General features: G+C 63.8%; 16 protein-coding genes. 4 read left to right on the forward strand and 12 right to left on the reverse strand.

Features of this window, described 5'->3' with window-relative positions; all coding sequences use genetic code 11:
- Window positions 1–12 precede the first annotated feature (12 nt).
- Entirely contained in the window at window positions 13–516 is a 504-nt protein-coding gene (locus ACWGTI_RS25580) for a CreA family protein (RefSeq protein WP_454589696.1), read from the reverse strand.
- A gap of 179 nt (window positions 517–695) precedes the next feature.
- On the opposite strand from ACWGTI_RS25580, the gene ACWGTI_RS25585 reads away from it, so the two are divergent.
- From ACWGTI_RS25585 to ACWGTI_RS25595, 3 genes are all read left to right on the forward strand, one after another.
- On the forward strand, window positions 696–1,274 hold the full coding sequence (locus tag ACWGTI_RS25585) for an SCO family protein (RefSeq protein WP_454574906.1): 579 nt from the start codon (window positions 696–698) through the stop codon (window positions 1,272–1,274).
- 82 nt (window positions 1,275–1,356) lie between these two features.
- Window positions 1,357–2,229: a 50S ribosomal protein L11 methyltransferase gene (locus tag ACWGTI_RS25590; RefSeq protein WP_454589697.1), complete on the forward strand. Its 873-nt coding sequence runs from the start codon at window positions 1,357–1,359 to the stop codon at window positions 2,227–2,229.
- Between the two features lie 84 nt (window positions 2,230–2,313).
- Window positions 2,314–4,158, forward strand: a complete 1,845-nt coding sequence (locus tag ACWGTI_RS25595) for an aminopeptidase P family protein (RefSeq protein ID WP_454589698.1) — start codon at window positions 2,314–2,316, stop codon at window positions 4,156–4,158.
- A gap of 4 nt (window positions 4,159–4,162) precedes the next feature.
- Here the strand turns inward: ACWGTI_RS25595 and ACWGTI_RS25600 are convergent, their stop codons facing one another.
- Complete coding sequence (locus ACWGTI_RS25600) at window positions 4,163–4,459, reverse strand: AzlD family protein (RefSeq protein WP_454589699.1); 297 nt, start codon at window positions 4,457–4,459, stop codon at window positions 4,163–4,165.
- Entirely contained in the window at window positions 4,456–5,184 is a 729-nt protein-coding gene (locus tag ACWGTI_RS25605; protein ID WP_454589700.1) for an AzlC family ABC transporter permease, read from the reverse strand. Before ACWGTI_RS25605 ends, ACWGTI_RS25600 begins: the two co-directional genes overlap by 4 nt.
- A 122-nt stretch (window positions 5,185–5,306) precedes the next feature.
- On the opposite strand from ACWGTI_RS25605, the gene ACWGTI_RS25610 reads away from it, so the two are divergent.
- Window positions 5,307–6,065 carry an SDR family NAD(P)-dependent oxidoreductase gene (locus ACWGTI_RS25610; protein ID WP_454589701.1) on the forward strand — a complete coding sequence of 253 codons (759 nt, stop codon included), beginning with the start codon at window positions 5,307–5,309 and terminating at the stop codon, window positions 6,063–6,065.
- Between the two features lie 18 nt (window positions 6,066–6,083).
- Here ACWGTI_RS25610 and ACWGTI_RS25615 read toward each other — a convergent pair whose 3' ends face one another.
- The 9 genes from ACWGTI_RS25615 to ACWGTI_RS25655 form a co-directional block, all read right to left on the reverse strand.
- Complete coding sequence (locus ACWGTI_RS25615; protein ID WP_454589702.1) at window positions 6,084–6,779, reverse strand: DUF2461 domain-containing protein; 696 nt, start codon at window positions 6,777–6,779, stop codon at window positions 6,084–6,086.
- Window positions 6,776–8,980, reverse strand: a complete 2,205-nt coding sequence (gene ligA / locus ACWGTI_RS25620) for an NAD-dependent DNA ligase LigA (RefSeq protein ID WP_454589703.1) — start codon at window positions 8,978–8,980, stop codon at window positions 6,776–6,778. The genes ACWGTI_RS25615 and ligA overlap by 4 nt, the downstream gene beginning before the upstream one ends.
- 111 nt (window positions 8,981–9,091) lie before the next feature.
- Window positions 9,092–10,765, reverse strand: coding sequence for a DNA repair protein RecN (gene recN / locus ACWGTI_RS25625; RefSeq protein WP_454589704.1), 1,674 nt, complete (start codon window positions 10,763–10,765; stop codon window positions 9,092–9,094).
- A gap of 188 nt (window positions 10,766–10,953) precedes the next feature.
- Window positions 10,954–11,823: an outer membrane protein assembly factor BamD gene (locus ACWGTI_RS25630; protein WP_454589705.1), complete on the reverse strand. Its 870-nt coding sequence runs from the start codon at window positions 11,821–11,823 to the stop codon at window positions 10,954–10,956.
- Between the two features lie 263 nt (window positions 11,824–12,086).
- Window positions 12,087–13,034, reverse strand: coding sequence for a UDP-3-O-acyl-N-acetylglucosamine deacetylase (gene lpxC / locus ACWGTI_RS25635; RefSeq protein ID WP_454589706.1), 948 nt, complete (start codon window positions 13,032–13,034; stop codon window positions 12,087–12,089).
- 275 nt (window positions 13,035–13,309) lie between these two features.
- On the reverse strand, window positions 13,310–14,962 hold the full coding sequence (ftsZ, locus tag ACWGTI_RS25640) for a cell division protein FtsZ (protein ID WP_454589707.1): 1,653 nt from the start codon (window positions 14,960–14,962) through the stop codon (window positions 13,310–13,312).
- A gap of 66 nt (window positions 14,963–15,028) precedes the next feature.
- The gene (gene ftsA / locus ACWGTI_RS25645; protein ID WP_112560390.1) at window positions 15,029–16,336 is read right to left on the reverse strand and encodes a cell division protein FtsA; all 1,308 of its coding nucleotides are present in this window, start codon (window positions 16,334–16,336) and stop codon (window positions 15,029–15,031) included.
- A complete protein-coding gene (locus ACWGTI_RS25650) occupies window positions 16,333–17,274 on the reverse strand; it encodes a cell division protein FtsQ/DivIB (protein ID WP_454589708.1) in 942 nt (313 codons plus the stop codon). The genes ftsA and ACWGTI_RS25650 overlap by 4 nt, the downstream gene beginning before the upstream one ends.
- The gene (locus ACWGTI_RS25655; RefSeq protein ID WP_454589709.1) at window positions 17,262–18,188 is read right to left on the reverse strand and encodes a D-alanine--D-alanine ligase; all 927 of its coding nucleotides are present in this window, start codon (window positions 18,186–18,188) and stop codon (window positions 17,262–17,264) included. The genes ACWGTI_RS25650 and ACWGTI_RS25655 overlap by 13 nt, the downstream gene beginning before the upstream one ends.
- Window positions 18,189–18,403 lie beyond the last annotated feature (215 nt).

The following is an 18,403-nucleotide window of genomic DNA, read 5'->3' on the forward strand; positions in this document are numbered from 1 at the left end:
CAGAGTAACTGGCTATTTCGGCTGGCCGTTGGTCCATACCACGCTCTGGCCAAACAGCGGCACGGTGGTCACCGACATTTTCGCCGAGCCGTCCTGCACCTGGCGCGAATGCGACAGATAGATCAGCGTCTCGTTCTTCTTGTCGTAGATGCGGTTCACCACCTGCTTCTTCCAGATCAGGCTGATGCCTTGCTTGAACACCTCTTCGCCGCCCTCGCTCATGTCGATGTCGCCGATGGTGATCGGCCCGGTTTGGCGGCAGGAAATCGAGGAATCGGACGGGTCCTCGAACCAGTTGCCTTTCTGCAGGCGGTCGATCACGCCGCGGTCGAAATAGGAGACGTGGCATGTGATGCCGTCGACTTTGGGATCCTTGATGGCCTCGACGATGATGTCGTTGCCGAGCCAGTCAACGCCGACCTTGCCGACTTCCTCCGCCGCGGCAGCACCGGCGCCAAGGGCAATGCATGCGGCCAGCGCGCCGCCGAACAGTTTCTGCCCAATCCGTCGTAGCAAGGGAGCCTCCTCAGGTTCAGTTTGCCGGCCTCAGGTGGGATCAGGATCTGCTGTTTGCAAGGTAGTGCCCGGTCCGGTTGCGGCAACGCGGCATCTTTGCCTAGACCCTCGCGACCGGCTAAGACTGCCGCTGCGGGCGCCAATCCGGCGCCCATCAAAATCACGACGGACACTTCCTGATGATGCGTTCAATCCTGGTCGGCATTCTGGTTCTGATGGCGGCCGGCATCGGCTGGCTCACCTTCGACTGGTACAAGGGCCATTATGGCGGCGAGCCGTATGGCGGGGCCTTCGCGCTGGTCGACCAGAAAGGCGGACCGATCACCGAAGCCGCCTTGAGGAGCGGCCATCCCAGCGTCGTCTTCTTCGGCTTCACCCATTGCCCGGAAGTCTGTCCGACCACGCTGTTCGAACTGGCCGGTTGGCTGAAGACCCTGGGGGACGACGGCAAGAACCTCAACGCCTATTTCGTTACCGTCGACCCGGAGCGCGACACGCCCGAGGTGATGAAAACCTATGTCGGCAATTTCTCTGACCGCATCGTCGGCATATCGGGCGATCCCGATAAAGTGCACGCCATGGCGAAGTCCTTCAGCATCTACTGGAAGAAGGTCGACACCGGCGACGGCGACTACACGATGGACCACACCGCCTCGGTGCTGTTGCTCAATGCCAAGGGCGAGTTCGCCGGCACCATCGCTTACGGTGAGAGCGCCGACACGGCGATTGCCAAGCTGAAGCGGCTGGCGGCAGGCTAAGCATGATCCCAAAAAGTGGAATCCGGTTTTCTCGGACAAAAAGGTTTTGTCCGGAGATCATGCTCAAACAAGAGACCAGCTGATGGTGCAGACCAGGCTCCATTTCATCGCTGGCAAGGTCGAAGCCGACAGCATCTTCGCCGCGCTCGAACTCGCTTTCGAGGATGAAGGCCTGCCGCTTGCCGTGCTCGAGGTCGACGAGGACCGCGATATCTACGAAGTCTCGCTCTATGCCGACGGCGATGTCGACGCGGTCGAGACAAGGCTGAAAGACATCCTTGCCGGACTTTCGCTATCGAAGCCTATCGAACGCGAGGTCTTGCCCGACATCGACTGGGTGGCGCGCTCGCTGGAAGGGCTGAAGCCGGTGCGCGCCGGGCGTTTCTTCGTCCATGGCGCGCATGACCGCCGGAAGCGCCATAGCGGCGAACTCGCCATCGAGATCGAGGCCGGCCTTGCCTTCGGCACCGGCCATCACGGCACCACCGCCGGCTGCCTGGAAATGCTGGAGCGGGTTGTGCGGCGCGAGCATCCCAGCAATGCTCTCGACCTCGGCACCGGCAGCGCGGTGCTGGCCATTGCCGTCGCCAAGCTGGCGCATATTCCGGTGCTGGCGACCGATATCGATCCGATCGCCGTCCGGGTCGCCGCCGCCAATGCGCGCCTCAACCATGTGAAAGCGCTGGTCGAAACCGTGACGGCGCCCGGCTTCCACCACCCGATCTTTGGCAAGCGCGCCCCTTTCGATCTCATCGTCGCCAACATATTGGCGCGGCCATTGATGCGGCTCGCGCCGGAAATGGCAAAGCATATCAGGCTCGGCGGCTCGATCGTGCTGTCCGGCATCCTCGATCGCCAATGCAACGCGGTGATCTCGGCCTATGTCGGCCAGAATTTTCGCCATGTCAGGACCTTGCACCGCGAGGGCTGGGTGACGATCCACCTCAAGCACTGAGCTGGACCAATTCGCGTCATCGAAAATCGATTCCGGTTTTCCGGGTCATGCGCTACGGTCGCTCGCAATACAGGAGGACCCGCCATGTTCCAGACCTTTGATTCCGCCGGCGATGCCAGTGTCGGCAAGCCGCGCGTGGCGTTGCTTCGGCAATGGCTGGCGGACAATGGCCTGGACGGTTTCCTCGTGCCTCGCGCCGACGAGCATCAGGGCGAATATGTCGCCGACCGCTCCGCGCGGCTGAAATGGCTGACCGGCTTCAGCGGCTCCGCCGGCGTCGCGCTCGTGCTGCGCGACCGCGCCTTCATGTTCGTCGACGGGCGTTACACGCTGCAGGTACGCGGTGAGGTCGATCTCGACATTTTTGCCATCGAGAGCCTCGTCGACAATCCACCGGCGTCCTGGATCAAGGACAATCTCGGCAAGGGCGCGCGGCTTGGCTTCGACCCCTGGCTGCACACGATCAACGAGGTCAAGGCGCTGAAAGCCTCGGCCGAGCAATCCGGCGCCACGCTGGTGCCGCTGGACAAGAATCCGATCGACATCATCTGGAAGGATCAGCCGGCACCGCCGGCGGCACCCGTCGAGATTCACCCGATCGGCTTCGCCGGCGAACTGGCCAAGGACAAGCTGGTGCGGCTGGCGGCGGCGATCGGCAAGGACGGCGCAACGCACGCCGTGCTCACCGATCCCTCCTCGATCGCCTGGGCCTTCAACATTCGCGGCGGCGACGTGCCACACACGCCGCTGGCGCTCGGCTTTGCGATCCTCGCCGCCGACGGCAAACATCAGCTGTTCATGGACCAGCGCAAGTTCTCACGCACGGTCGCGGCCTATCTCACCCAGCTTGCCGACTTGCACGAGCCCGGCGAGTTCGAGGCGGCGGTCGTCGCCCTTGCCAAGGGCGGCGCAAGGATCGCGCTCGACCCGGTGCTGGCGGCGGAAAAGCTCAGAATGCTGGTCGAGGACAATGGCGGCACCGTTGTTTCCGCGCCCGATCCCGCCCGCATTCCGCGTGCGACCAAGAACCAGGCCGAAATCGCCGGCAGCCGCGCAGCGCATCGCCGCGACGGCGCGGCCGTGGCGAAGCTGTTGTGCTGGCTGGAGCGGCAGGAGCCGGGCTCGCTCGACGAAATAACCGTCGTCACCAACCTGGAAGAGACGCGCCGGCTGACCGGCGAGGAAACGCAGATGCCGTTGCGTGACGTCTCCTTCGACACCATTTCCGGCGCCGGCCCGAACGGCGCCATCATGCATTACCGCGTGTCGCGCGCCACCAACCGCAAGCTGGCAAAGGGCGAGCTGTTTCTGCTCGATTCCGGCGCTCAGTATCAGGACGGCACGACAGACATCACCCGCACCGTGCCTATCGGCCAGCCGACCGAAGAAATGCGCGAGCGCTTCACCCTGGTGCTGAAAGGCATGATCGGTATTTCCACACTGCGCTTCCCCGCCGGCACGCGCGGCTCCGAAATCGACGCGGTGGCGCGCATAGCGCTGTGGAAGCATGGCTGCGACTTCGCTCACGGCACCGGGCATGGCGTCGGCTCCTATCTGGCCGTCCATGAAGGGCCGCAGCGTATCGCTCGCACCGGCACCGAAAAGCTGCTTGCCGGCATGATGCTCTCCAACGAACCCGGCTACTACAAGGAAGGCTCCTACGGCATCCGAATCGAGAACCTGATCCTGGTGACGCAGGCCGAACCGGTAGAGGGCGGCGACATCGCCATGCACAGTTTCGAGACGCTGACACTGGTGCCGATCGACAAGCGCCTGATCCGCACCGACCTCTTGCACCGCGACGAGCTGCAATGGCTCGACCGGTATCACGCCTGGGTGCTGGCCGAGATTGGCCCGATGCTCGACGGCGAGACGCTGGCCTGGCTGGAGAAGGCGACGGCTCCGCTGCCGCACGATGCCAAGATTTGAGATTCTACCCGACGAACTGCCGCGCCAGGATCAGCACGGCCGCCCCGGCCAAAAACATCGCCATCAGGCCGCCGCGCAACGACACCACGGCGGTGACGATCAGCGCCGCCCATTCGGCCGGCCCGGCGCTAAGGGCGGCCGGCGCCACCAGCGTCGTCAGCACCGCGGCCGGCACGGCGTTGAGGCCGGCCTCGACGCGTGGATGGATGTGGTCGAAGCGCGAGATGACCAGATGGCCGCCGACGCGGGTGAGATAGGTGGCGATCGCACCGGCAATGATGATCCAGAAGGTCGCGCTCATCGCTTTGCCTCCACGCCGCTATGGTGCGGCGGCAGGATGACCGCCAGGAGCACGCCGGCAATGGCGCCGATGGAAACGTGCCAGGGCGAACCGACTGTCTTGTAGGCAATGATCGAGGCGGCGGCGCTGGCGATCACGACCGGCAGCCACAAAGGCCGCTTGCGAAAGCCCAGCACCAGCCCAAGGAAATAGATCGGCAGCAGGAAATCGATGCCGAGTGCGTGCGTGTCCGGGATGAGCTTGCCGAACACGGCGCCCAGGCCGCTCTCGATCACCCAGAACACATAGACCGGCAGGCCGACACCCATATACCAGACGAAGCCGACGGAACGGCCCGATTCTGCCCTCGCTTCGGCGATGGCGAATTGTGGATCGGTGAGGACGAAATAGCCCAGTGCCTGCTGGATCACAGGCCAGTGCGCGATGCGCCGCCCGATGCCGGCGGAGTAGAGCACATGACGAAAGTTCACCGCAAAAATCGACAGCACGATCAGCCAAGGCGCGACGTGCTGGCCGAACAGTTCGATGCCGACCATCTGGCTGGCGCCACCATAGATCGTGGCGCTCATCAGAAAAGCTTCGAGAACGGAAAAGCCGTTATCCACCGCGATTGCACCGAACAGCACCCCGAACGGGGCCGCGGCGACCACCACCGGCAACGACAGCCGTACGCCGTCCCAGAAATCGCTGGCCACAGATTTTTCGGTTAAGGTCTCTGCCGACATGTCACATTTCCCAATCGCGCTGCTATGTAGGAGCCAACGTTCGAAAAGTCAGACGAATGCGCTTGAGCCAACAGATCAGCGAAACTGATGTAAGGCGTCGCGAAGCTTCACGAGGGGTTCACATGATCGTCTACGATTTCACCGGCAGGCACGCGGTCGTCACTGGCGCCGGTGGCGGTATGGGCGAGGCAATCACGCTGGCGTTGCTCAATGCCGGGGCCTCGGTCACCGCCCTCGACATCAAGCCGCGTCCGGCGTCCCTTGCCGCCCATGACGACCGGCTCACCTTCGCCCAGGGCGACCTCACCGACGCCGCCTTTGTCGAGCAGACCATTGGAGCGGCAGGTCGCGAGCGCGGCGGCATCGACTATCTCGCCAATGTCGCAGGCGTACTCTGGTTCGGCCGCGACAAGTCCGCCCTTGAAATGGACCTCGATGTCTGGGACCAGGTGTTCAACATCAATCTGAAATCCTTCGTCCATACCGCGCGGGCTGTCGTTCCGCATATGCGCGCCGGCGGGCGCGGCGGCGCCATGGTGCATTTCTCGACCATCCAGTGGTATCGCGGCGATCCCAAACCGCAGGATGCCTACCAGGCCTCCAAGGCCGGCGTATGCGCGCTGTCGAAGTCGCTCGCCATGCAGTTGGCGAGCGACGGCATCCGCTCCAATTCGATCTGCCCGGGCATGGCGCTGACGCCGCTGCAGGCGCGCTGGGACACCGAGGAGAAGCGCGCTGCCGTTGCCGATTACACCCCGCTCGGCCGCATCGGCACGCCGCAGGACATGGCCAATGCGGCGCTCTTCCTGCTTTCCGACGCGGCAAGCTACGTCACTGGTATCGAACTGGCGGTCGACGGCGGTCTTTTGATGCGGATGTAGCCACGCAGCGTGCCTGGGCTAGCTCCGCGGCGCGGTGCCCTGGATCGCCCTGCCCCAGTCGAGCAGCGGCCTGGCGCGTAAGGTAAAATCGACAAGCTCGTCGACCAGCGCCGGCGCGTGAATTTCGGCCGGATCGATGACACGCTGGACGACGAAGTACCGGTTGCGCACGGCCTCCGCGAGATCGGCGTCCGCGATCTGCTCGAAACCACGCGGCGCCCGCTTCATGCGGCCTTCGGTTTCGAATTCGAGGCCGTTTTTCTTCAACGTTGAAAGCAGCTTGCGGAAATCGCCGGGCCGATCGGTGATCGCCTTGCGCATCGCCAGCAAAAGCGGCGGCTCCGGGTTCCACCAGGCGACGTCGGCAAAGCAGCGCTCCAGCCCGATATGCACGTAGAAGACGCCCAGGCCTGTCTTGCTGCCATCCGGCGACAGGATGGCCGAAACATGCCGGTTGTAGGGCCGTTTGTCCTTGGCAAAGCGGACATCGCGGTTGATGCGAAACAGCGACTTCTTGCGGTCGCCGCGCAGGCCAAGCCCCGCCGCTGCGAAGCGCTCTGTGAGGGTCTCGACCAGATCGCCGATCGGCCTATGCAGATCGCTGTCGTAAAGCGCGCGGTTCTCCTGGAACCATTCGCGGCTCTGGTGGAAATCAAGCGCCTTGAAGAACGGAATGGCTTTCGGACCAAAGCCTTTGAACGCGCCGCCGGTCACGCCTTGCCGACCCGTTGCAGCCAGGTGTCCTCGTCGATGACTTCGACGCCGAGTTCACTGGCAAGCTTCAGTTTGGAGCCCGCACCCGGCCCAGCCACCAGCAGATCCGTCTTCGCCGAGACCGAACCTGCCACCTTGGCGCCGAGCCGCTCGGCCATCGCCTTGGCTTCGGAGCGCGTCATCTTTTCCAGCGTGCCGGTGAAGACGATGGTCTTGCCGGCAACCTCGCTGTCGGCAGAAACGGTGACGATATAAGGCTTCGGCTTGACCTGCTCGAGCAGCTTGTCGAGCACGTCGTCATTGCGCTCATTGCCGAAGAAATCGCGCAGCGCATCGATCACCGTGTCGCCGATGCCGTTGATCGAAGGGAAGACACTGTGCGGATCCTCCGCCGCGGCCGTCTCCTTGCCGACGCGGATCAGCTCGTCGATGGTGGAGAACGTCCGGGCAAGCACGGCTGCCGTCGTTTCGCCGATATGGCGGATGCCGAGCGCGAAGATGAAACGGTCGAGTTCCGGCTCGCGGCGCGAATCGATGGCGGCGAACAACTTGTCGAGGCCTTCATAATTGCGATCCTCGACACCGCGCACATTCTTGCGCGCCTTGCCCGATGCCGCCTCACGCTGCCTGGCCTGCTCCTCGCGCCGCTCGGCCAGCGCCCTGGTGACGGCCGGCCGGCGGTCCCTGAGGGTAAAGATGTCGGCGGCTGTCTTGACCAGTCCCGAATTGAAGAACAGGTCGATGTTTTCCGCACCAAGGCCCTCGATGTCGAGCGCGCCGCGGGAGACGAAGTGGCGCAATCGTTCCACGGCCTGCGCGGCACAGATCAGCTCGCCGGTGCAGCGCCGGCGCGAATCCTCCTTGCCGGTCTTCTCGTTGACCTCGCGCGTCGCCGGCGAGCCGCAGACCGGACAAGTGTGCGGGAATTCGTAAGGCACTGCATCGGCAGGCCGCTTGTCGACGACGACGCTGACGATCTGTGGAATGACGTCGCCGGCCCGTTGTATGACAACCGTGTCACCGATGCGGACATCGATGCCGTCGCGGATCGGCAGGCCATTGCTGTCGAAGCCCTTGATGTAATCCTCATTGTGCAGCGTGACGTTTTCGACCACCACGCCGCCGACGGTGACCGGCGCCAGCCGTGCCACCGGCGCCAGCGTGCCGGTGCGGCCGACCTGGATGTCGATCCTCTGCACCGTCGTCATCGCCTGTTCGGCCGGGAATTTATGCGCTACCGCCCAGCGCGGCTCGCCGGTGACGAAACCCCAGCGGCGCTGCAGTTCCAGCTGGTCGACCTTGTAGACGACGCCGTCAATGTCATAGCCGAGCGACGAGCGCAGTTCTTCGATCTTATGATACTGCGCGATCAGTTCCTCGACAGACTTCGCCCGCACCATCAGCGGGCTGACCTTGAATCCCCACTCGGCAAATTTTTGCACCGACTCGAATTGCGTCGGCGCAGGATCGTGCGTGGTGTAGCCCCACGCATAGGCGAAAAATCTGAGATTGCGGCTGGCGGTGACGGACGCATCCTTCTGGCGCAGCGATCCCGCCGCCGTGTTGCGCGGGTTGACATAGTCCTGGCCGCCAACCGCCGCCGAGCGCGCCTTCAGCGCCTCGAATTCGGCATAGGTCATGTAGACCTCGCCGCGGATCTCGATGGTCTCGGGCCAGCCCGAGCCCTTCAGCTTGGCGGGAATGTCGGCGATGGTCCTGAGGTTGGCGGTGATGTCTTCGCCGACAGCGCCGTCGCCGCGCGTAGCGCCCTGCACGAACACGCCGCGTTCATAGCGCAGCGACGCCGACAGCCCGTCGATCTTCGGCTCGGCCGTAAAGGCGATGTCGAGATCCTTGTCGCGGTCGAAGAAGCGCCGGCCACGGTCGATGAAATCGGCGACGTCCTCGTCGGTATAGGCCTTGGCGAGGCTGAGCATCGGCACGGCATGGCGCACTTTGGCAAAGCCTTCCGCCGGCGCAGCGCCGACCCTGAGCGAGGGCGAGTCCTCGCGCACCAGACCGGGAAAGCGCTCTTCAATGGCAAGATTGCGCCGCCGCAGCGCATCATATTCGGCGTCTGTGATCGTCGGCGCGTCCTCGGCATGGTAGCGCCGGTCATGGCCGGCGATCTCCTCGGCCAGCCGCTGGAGCTCATCCGCGGCCTCGTTTTCGCTCAACGATTCGACTGGTTTTTCAGACATGCAGCGGTCCCTGGACAGTGGCGCGACACCATAAATCAGGATTTCGGAAAAATCATTCCCGAACAGCGGGATGGAGCCATATCCTGACTCTGCCCAAAGCCATGCGACAGCCTAAGCAGCGGCGGTATTTTCGCGCAGCAACCGCTCGGCCGCGGCGCGCGCCTCGTCAGTGATGGTGGCGCCGGCCAGCATGCGCGCGATCTCTTCCTGGCGCGCCGCCCGGTCCATCTCGGCAATGCCGGTGGCGACCTTGTCGGAGCCGCCGGATTTCGAAATCAGGAAATGCGTCGCCGCACGCGCCGCGACCTGCGGCGCATGCGTGACCGAGAGCACCTGCACCCGCGTCGACAGCCTCGCTAACCGTTGGCCGATGGCATCGGCCACGGCGCCACCGACCCCGGTGTCGATCTCGTCGAAGACCAATGTCGGCGCCGAGCCGCGGTCCGCCAGCGCCACCTTGAGCGCGAGAAGGAAGCGCGACAGCTCGCCGCCGGATGCGACTCTCATCATCGGACCGGCCCTGGTGCCGGGGTTGGTGCGCACCCAAAACTCTACCTGGTCGATGCCTTCTTCCATACGGTTCTCGCCATCGCTGGCCAGTTCAACGATGAACTCGGCCCGCTCGAGCTTGAGCGCCGGCAGTTCGGCCATGACAGCCTTGGTCAAGCCGATCGCGGCGGCGTGGCGAAGCGAGGACAGCTGGGCCGCGGAAATGTCATAGGCTTCGCGCGCGGCTGCAGCCTGCTTTTCCAGGACATGCAGGCGCCCTTCGCCGGCATCGAGATCGGCAAGGTCGGCGGACATCGTATCGCGCAGCTGCGCCAGATCGTCGACGGGCACACTGTGCTTGCGTGACGCCGCGCGCAGCGAAAACAGCCGCTCCTCCGCTTTCTCCAGCCGCTGCGGATCATATTCGGTGGCGCGCAAAGCCGCCTCGACACCGGACTGCGCGGCGTCGAGCGACAGCATCGCCTCATCAAGCGACTTCACCACATCCTCGAGCAGGCCCGGCGCTTCGCTCGCCTTGCGCTGCAGCCGCCTGAGCAGGCTGGCGAGCTGCGGCAGCGGCGAGGACGGGCCAGACAGCACATCCTGCGCGTCATGTATTTCCGAAGCAATCTTTTCCGCTCGCATCATCGTGGCACGCAGTTCCGCCAGCTGCGTCTCCTCGCCGGGCTGCGGATCGAGCTTGGCCAGTTCGGCGACGGACGCCCTGAGATAATCGGCCTCGCGCGCCGCCGCCTCGACCTTCGCGCGGTGCCTGGCGAAGTCCTGTTCGCAGCCGCGCCAGTAGCGCCATGCCTCGCCAGTCGCGCGGGCAGCACCGAGATGACCGCCAAAACTGTCCAGCAATTCGCGATGTGCGCCCGGATCGACCAGAGCGCGCTCATCGTGCTGGCCATGGATTTCGACCAGTGCATGGCCGATGTCGCGCATCAGGGTGACGCTGGATGGCTGGTCGTTGACGAAGACACGGGTGCGGCCATCGGCCGTCTGCAGCCGGCGCAGGATGATATCGCCGTCGTCCTCGATGGCGTTTTCGGCCAGCAGCGCGCGCACAGGGTGGTTGCGCGGTACGTCGAACACGGCAATGACCTGGCCCTGCGCCGCGCCGTGGCGCACCAGCGAGGCGTCGCCGCGCGCGCCAAGCGCCAGCGACAGCGCGTCGAGCAGGATGGATTTGCCGGCGCCGGTTTCACCGGTCAGCACGGAAAGGCCGGGCTGGAAGTCGATATCCAGCTTCTCGATCAGGACGATATCGCGGATCGACAGTCTGGAAAGCATCAGAACCCGAACCTATCGCATGTCGTCCCAAAGCGGATCGGTTTGGGACAACGGCATGCACAAGACAAAAGACTTAAGGCGCGACGCGCCTCAATGCGGCATGCGACCGGTGGAGTCGCAGCGCCGCACTATCTTTTTGTTTGAGCGTCGGATCAATCCGAAAAGCGCTGTCCGCCTTTGTAGAGGCTTCAGGCGCCGGTGATCAGCTTTCCGGCCTTGGATATCCACGATCCGGCATTCTCGCGCGGCTCAAGCCCGTTGCTCTGCAAGAGCTTGTAGGAATCCTTGTACCACTGGCTGTCGGGATAGTTGGTGCCGAGCACGGCGGCAGCTGTCTGCGCTTCCGAGGTCAGACCCATCGCGTAATAGCTTTCCGTCAGACGCGCCAGCGACTCTTCGACGTGGCGGGTGTTGGAATAGTTCTCGACCACATTGCGGAAGCGCTTGACGGCAGCGATGTATTCGCGCCGTTCGAGATAGTAGCGGCCGATCTGCATCTCCTTGCCGGCCAGCTGGTCGTTGGCGAAGCGGATCTTGTCCTTGGCGTCGTCGACATATTCCGAAGTCGGCCAGCGCGTCACCAGATCCTGCATCGTCTGCACGGTCTGGCGAGCTTCCTTCTGGTCCTGGGTGACGTCCTTGATCTGACGGTAGTAGCTCAGGCCGATGATGTATTGCGCATAAGCGGCGTCGTCGGTCGACGGGTAGAGCGTGAGGTAGCGCTTGGCCGAGCCGATCGCTTCGTCATAATGGCCGGCGCGGTAGTCGGCAAAGGCGCCCATCACCATCGATTTGCGGGCGAATTCCGAATAGGGATGCTGGCGGTCGACGGCGTCGAACTTCTTGCTCGCCTCATCCAGGCGGCCGGCGTTCAGATTGGCAAGGCCTTGATTGTAAAGGACGTCCGCCGGTTCGGTCTGGTCGACATAGGTCGACAGATCGACGTCTTTCTCCGACGACATGCAGGCCGAGAGGAACAGCGATGGCACAACCACCGAAAGCGCCAGGAAAACAGCCCGATACGGCGCTTTCGATTGACCAACTCGCTTGAAGAACATGATTGGATTGCGCCCTTTCGGCGTTATTTCAATGCCTTTCGCATGGCGTTCCCTCAAAACTGATCCCCACTTTTGAGCGACATGCACCAAATAGACGGCGGCAGCCATAAACCATAACTGCCTTGCCCAGCAACGCTATGTCTAGCCAATCGCACATTTTTGTGGCGGCCTGGCGTTGCCCCGAAAGCTATGCGCTTTCACCGGCCAGTGATGCATCCATGCAACACCAGCCGACGCCAAGAAAGCCAGAAAACCATTAAGAATCAGATTACCCAGGGCGCAAAGACAGGCCCGGTGACGGCGCTCATCTCGGCGGAACGGCCGCGCTCGCGGCGCGTGGTCTCGACGACCTCGAAGGCTGAACGGTCGGACAGCAGGCGCCGCAAGGCCGCGGCGTTCATCCGGTGGCCGCCGCGATAGGAACGGAAGCAGCCAATGAAGCGGGCGCCGGCCAGCGCCAGATCGCCCATCGCGTCCATCGTCTTGTGGCGGGCGAATTCATTGGGATAGCGCAGGCCGCCCATGTTGATCACCCGGTTGTCGTCGCCGATCACCAGAGAGTTCTCCAGCGACGAGCCCAGCGCATAGCCGGCCGCCCACAGCCGCTCGACATCCTTCATGAAACCGAAGGTGCGGGCGCGCGCAATGTCCTGGCGGAAGATGTCGGGGTTGATGTCGGAGGCGAACAGCTGACGGCCGATCGCCGGGCTTTCGAAATCGATCTCGACCTCGAAGCGCGTGCCGCTATAGGGCCTGAACTCGGCCCAGGACGCGCCGTTCTCGATCCGGACCGGCTTGACCACCCTGATGTAGCGGCGCTTGACCGCCAGCGTCTCGATGCCGGCCTGGTCGATGGCTTCGACGAACGCCACCGCGCTGCCGTCGAGGATCGGAACTTCGTGGCCGTCGATCTCGATGACGATGTTGTCAATGCCGAGCCCGAAGAGCGTCGCCATCAGATGTTCGACGGTGGCGATATGTTCGCCTGCCGGATCGCCGAGCATGGTGCAGAGGTCGGTTGCGCCGACTTCGGCAACCAGCGCACGGAACTCCCGGCTCTCGCTTCCGTTCGAAAGGTGGAAGATGACGCCGGTGTCGGCGTCCGCGGGAAGGAAATTGACGGTGACCGGTTTGCCGCTATGAACGCCGGTACCTGTCAGCGTTGCACGCGATCGAAGTGTCGTCTGGTAGTCTTGCAAGACAAACCCCATAGCCCATAACGCCAGTGTCCGCTTTATAGCCCCAAAGGGCGCGGCTCTTGATTATCGGCAGGCAGGGCCAACTCCCCGAATCCCAGCACACCGAAAGTGCTGCGGCAAAGATAGTGGCCCGTCAGGGAGACTCCAAATCACGGTTTCTTACTCTGTGTAACCGCGAGCTGCTGTGAGCGTCGTATCGTAACGCGTTGATATCAAACCACTTTAAGTGTTAACAGGCAAACGATCTCTCGTCTGCCTGTTAACAAGTGTTACATACCGTTAACGGCTCAGTTAGCCTGGCGGCGCAGGAAAGCCGGGATCTCCAGCTGGTCGTCTTCCTGGGCTGACCTGGTCTGCGGCGTCAGCCGGCCCTGATCGTCGAGCTGGCCGCGGCGCGGTGCGTAAAGCTGCGGATCCTGGCTGGCAAGGCGGCGCATTTCCGGCGCTGCCTGGCGCAGTTTCGGTTCGCGCGGCTGCGCCGGCTGCAGTCGGGCCGGCTCTTCCTCGCGGCGCGTCAGCCCGTTGGTCAACCGCTTGAGCAGCCCCATCGGCCCGCTGTTTTCATGATCGGCCGGACGGGCCTTGGCTTCCACCTCGGCCTTCACCACCGGCGGAAAATCCTCCACCCGGGGCATGCGCTGCGGTGCGGCAGCCACCGGCTGCGGCATTTCCCTCAGCGGCGCCGGCTGCATGACCTGCTGCACGACAGGCTGCGGCTGGGCAGGCGGAGCCTGGAAGATCTTGCTCTGCGGGCGGAAGTCTTCCGCCTGAGCCATCGGCGCCGGACGAGCCATTGCCGCCGCATTGGCTTCGGCAAGCTGGATCGCCTCGGCGACCGGATCGGCCGCGCGCGGCTCATAGGTCTGCTGGACCGGCGCTGGCCGGCTTTCCGCCGCCGGAGCCGGACGGCTGACAGGCTTCTGCTGCGACGGCACGGCGCGGATCGAGATCGGCACCGCGGCGATTTCGGCCGCCGACTTGTCGATGCCGGTCGCGACAACCGAGACGCGGATGACGCCTTCGAGCTCCTCGTCGAAGGTGGCGCCGAGGATGATGTTGGCGTCCTGGTCGACCTCTTCGCGGATGCGGGTCGCGGCTTCGTCGACTTCGAACAGGGTCAGGTCGCGGCCGCCGGTGATCGAGATCAGCAGGCCCTTGGCGCCCCTCATCGAGGTCTCGTCGAGCAGCGGGTTGGCGATCGCTGCTTCGGCGGCGGCCATCGCGCGGCCCTCGCCTGAAGCCTCGCCGGTGCCCATCATCGCCTTGCCCATCTCGCGCATCACCGAGCGAACGTCGGCAAAGTCGAGATTGATCAGGCCTTCCTTGACCATCAGATCGGTGATGCAGGCAACTCCGGAATAGAGCACCTGGTCGGCCATGGCGAAGGCGTCGGCGAAGGTGGTCTTGTCATTGGCCAGCCGGAACAGGTTCTGGTTGGGGATGACGATCAGGGTGTCGACGCATTTCTGCAGTTCCTCGATGCCCATATCCGCCGTCTTCATGCGGCGCTGGCCTTCGAAATGGAACGGCTTGGTGACGACGCCGACGGTGAGGATGCCCTTTTCGCGCGCCGCGCGGGCAACGACCGGGGCAGCACCGGTGCCGGTGCCGCCGCCCATGCCGGCGGTGACGAAGCACATATGGGTGTTGGAGAGGTGATCGATGATCTCATCGATGCACTCCTCAGCCGCCGCGCGGCCGACTTCCGGCTGCGATCCGGCGCCGAGGCCCTCGGTGACGTGCGCGCCGAGCTGGATCAGCCGCTCGGCCTTCGACATGGTCAGCGCCTGCGCGTCGGTGTTGGCCACCACGAACTCGACGCCGCGCAAGCCGGCGGTGATCATGTTGTTGACGGCATTGCCGCCGCCGCCGCCGACACCGAACACGGTGATCCGCGGCTTGAGCTCGGTGATGTCCGGCTTTTGCAGATTGATGGTCATTGTCTCCGTCCTTTGCCTTTCCCGCCGCTTCGCCGCCGCGGCCGCCTATGGGGCTGTCCCCGTCAATTAGAAACTGTCTCTCAACCACTGACTCATGCGATGCAGTTTTCCGCCCGTTCCGGTCATCCTGAGACCGGAAATTCCTTTCGCCGGATGGCTCTCGAAACTCGCCATCTGCGGATAGATCAGCAGTCCGACCGCCGTCGAGAAAGCCGGCCCCTTGGCGGCTTCCGGCAGGCCCGCCACGCCAAGCGGGCGACCGATGCGCACATTGCGTCCGAGAATCCGGCGCGCCGCTTCCGGCAGGCCCGCGAGCTGGCTGGCGCCGCCGGTCAGCACGACGCGTTTTCCCACGGCATTGCCGTAGCCGGACTTGTTCAGCCGGTCGCGAAGGAGTTCCAGCGTCTCATCGATGCGGGCGCGGATGATGCGCGTCATCACCGAGCGTGGGATCTGCAGCGGCATCTCGCCTTCCTCGCCGATCGGCTGGATCGAAACCAGGTCGCGATCGTCGGCACTGCCGGGCAGCGCCGAGCCATGCATCACCTTCAGCCGTTCGGCGGCGTCGAGCGACGTCGACAGGCCCTTGGCCATATCCAGCGTCACATGGTTGCCGCCGATGGCGATGGCGTCGCCATGGACGAACTTGCCTTCCGAAAACACCGAGATTGTCGTCGTGCCGCCGCCCATGTCGATGCAGGCGGCACCCATTTCGAGTTCGTCGTCGACAAGCGCCGCAAGCCCGCTGGCATAGGGCGTTGCCACCATGCGCTCGACCGAAAGATGCGAGCGGTTGATGCAGAGCTCCAGATTGCGCAGCGGTGCGGCGTCACCGGTCAGCACATGCATGTCGACGCCGAGTTGATCGCCGACCATGCCGCGCGGATCGCGCACGCCGCGTTCGGCGTCCAGCGAAAAGCCGACCGGCAGCGAATGGATCACGTCGCGCTCGGCCTTGAGTGCCTGCTTGGCGCCGGCGGCAAGGACGCGCTTGATATCGGCCTCGTCGGCCTGATGGCCACCGAGATTGATGGTGGCCGAGTACGTTTCGCTCTTCAGCCGGCCGGCCGTCATGTTGACGATCAACGAGTCCACGGTCAGTCCCGCCATGCGCTCGGCGGCGTCGACGGACAGGCGAATGGCGTGTTCGGCGCGGTCGAGATCGACAACCACGCCCGACTTCACGCCCTGCGACTTCTGATGGCCGATGCCGATCACCTGGATGCGATGCGAGCGGCCACGCAACAGCTTGCCGTCCTCGCGCGGCTTCAGCTTCGCCACCACGCAGCAAACTTTGCTCGAGCCGACATCCAGCACGGTCAGCGTGCCGGAGCGGCGCGAAGAGGCATCGCTATTGCCGCCAAGCCAGCTCATATCTTCGTCTCCGGCTTGCGCTTCAGGTTCTGCGGCCTTTCGTTGAGCGCGGCCTGGCGCTGCGTCGCTGCTTCCGGCGTCAGCTGCACGACCAGGCGATCGGAGATGCGCATGTCGACGGCAGCGATATCGCGCGTCAGAAGACCGTTGTCATGATCCATGCGGACCAGATCGGCAATCGCCTGATCCTCGCCATCCTCGGGCAGCTTGACCGTGATGCCGTTTTCCAGCTTCAGGTCCCAGCGCCGTTCGCCGATGCGGATATAGCCTTTGACCCGCGCGGCAAGCTCGGGAAATTTCTTGATCTTGGCCACGAAGTCGGGCGCCTTGGCCGGCGCACCGGTGCCGATGAGCAGCGGCAGCAAGGCCTGCTTGCCGCCCGAGAACGGCGCGATCACCGCACCGGACCGCTCAATGACCGAAAGTTCCGAGCCCTGCTGCCAGAGCGCGAAGGGCTCACGCTCCTCGACGCGCACTTCCAGTGTATGCGGATAGACCTTGCGCACGGCCGCCACTTCGACCCAGGGCAAGGTGTCGATCCGTTCCCGCGCCGCCTCGGCATCGAAGCCGATCAGCGAGGTCCAGCCATCGAGCTCAAGCCGGTCCAGTATGTCGATCTCCGAGGTCTGGCGATTGCCCACCACCTTGATCTGGTCGACGGCAAAGCCGGTGCGGGCGGTGATGCTCTGGACGATGTCGTCGGCATGGCCGCCGAGAATGGCGCCATAAAGGCTGCTTGATGCAATGAGCGAAAGGGACAGGATGGCCGCGGAAAAACGCGGCGCGACAAAGTCGCCGCCACCCAGGCGCGCCAGCACGCGCACCGGCCGGCGCAGCACGCGCGGCAGCACGAAATGGTCGAACGACAACGGCATGCCGAACAGCGCCGGCCCGGCGCCGCCCCTGCCCTTGTCCTGTCCCCATTTCAACGCAGACACGAAGCGTCCTCCACCATCCAACTCAACAGATCGCCGAACGGATGCCCCGCTTGGGCGGCGATTTCAGGCACCAAAGACGTCGGTGTCATGCCAGGCTGAGTGTTGATCTCGAGCCAGACAATTTCGCCGTTTTCGGAGTGACGATCGTCATAGCGGAAGTCCGACCGGGAAACGCCCCGACAGCCGATAGCCAGATGTGCCTTGAGCGCCAGTGTCTGTATTTTTTGGTAAATATTCGGTGAAATTTTAGCAGGGATTTCGTGTTTTGATCCGCCGGCGACGTATTTTGAATCGTAGTCGTAGAAGGAATGTCCGGTCGGAATGATCTCGCAGACACCAAGCGCCACGTCGCCCATGACAGCGCAGGTCAACTCACGGCCATGGACGTAGCGCTCGACCATGACGGTTTCGCCATATTTCCACTCGGACGAGCCGATGACCTGCGGCGGATGCGACTGGCCTTCATGCACGATGACGACGCCGAAGCTCGAGCCTTCATTGACCGGCTTGACCACATAGGGCGGCTTCATCGGATGCTTGTTCTGGATGGCGAAGCGGCTGGCAACCTTCGATTCCGCCACCGCAATGCCGGCAGCCTTGGCAACCTTCTTGGCCTGTTCCTTGTTCATGGCGAGCGCCGAGGCGAGCACGCCCGAATGGGTGTAGGGAATGGCCAGATATTCGAGGATGCCCTGGATGGTGCCGTCCTCGCCGAACGGGCCGTGCAGCGCGTTGAAGACAACATCCGGCTTGAGTTCCGCGAGCACGGCGCCGACATCGCGCGCAACATCGACGCGGGTAACCTGGTAGCCTTCATTCTCAAGCGCATCAGCACACGCCTTCCCCGAAGACAGAGACACGGGCCGCTCGGACGAGAACCCGCCCAGGAGGACAGCCACATGCTTGTTCTTCATATCCCGTCATCCCCTCTCACGGCGGGCTCGCAACCACGCATTCAGCGACCAGATTGAGTCCGAGTCTCCCGGCAGGTTGCCCCCCAGACGGAAAACGCGGTCGACGCGTCGAACGACTCAAATCAGGAAACGCTTTAGGGCAGAGAATCAGAGAGTTGATTCGCTGGCAAGTGCTTATGATTCCGACAGATTCACTTTCCGTAAAAACAGCCGGA

The organism is Mesorhizobium sp. ArgA1 (assembly GCF_053714375.1).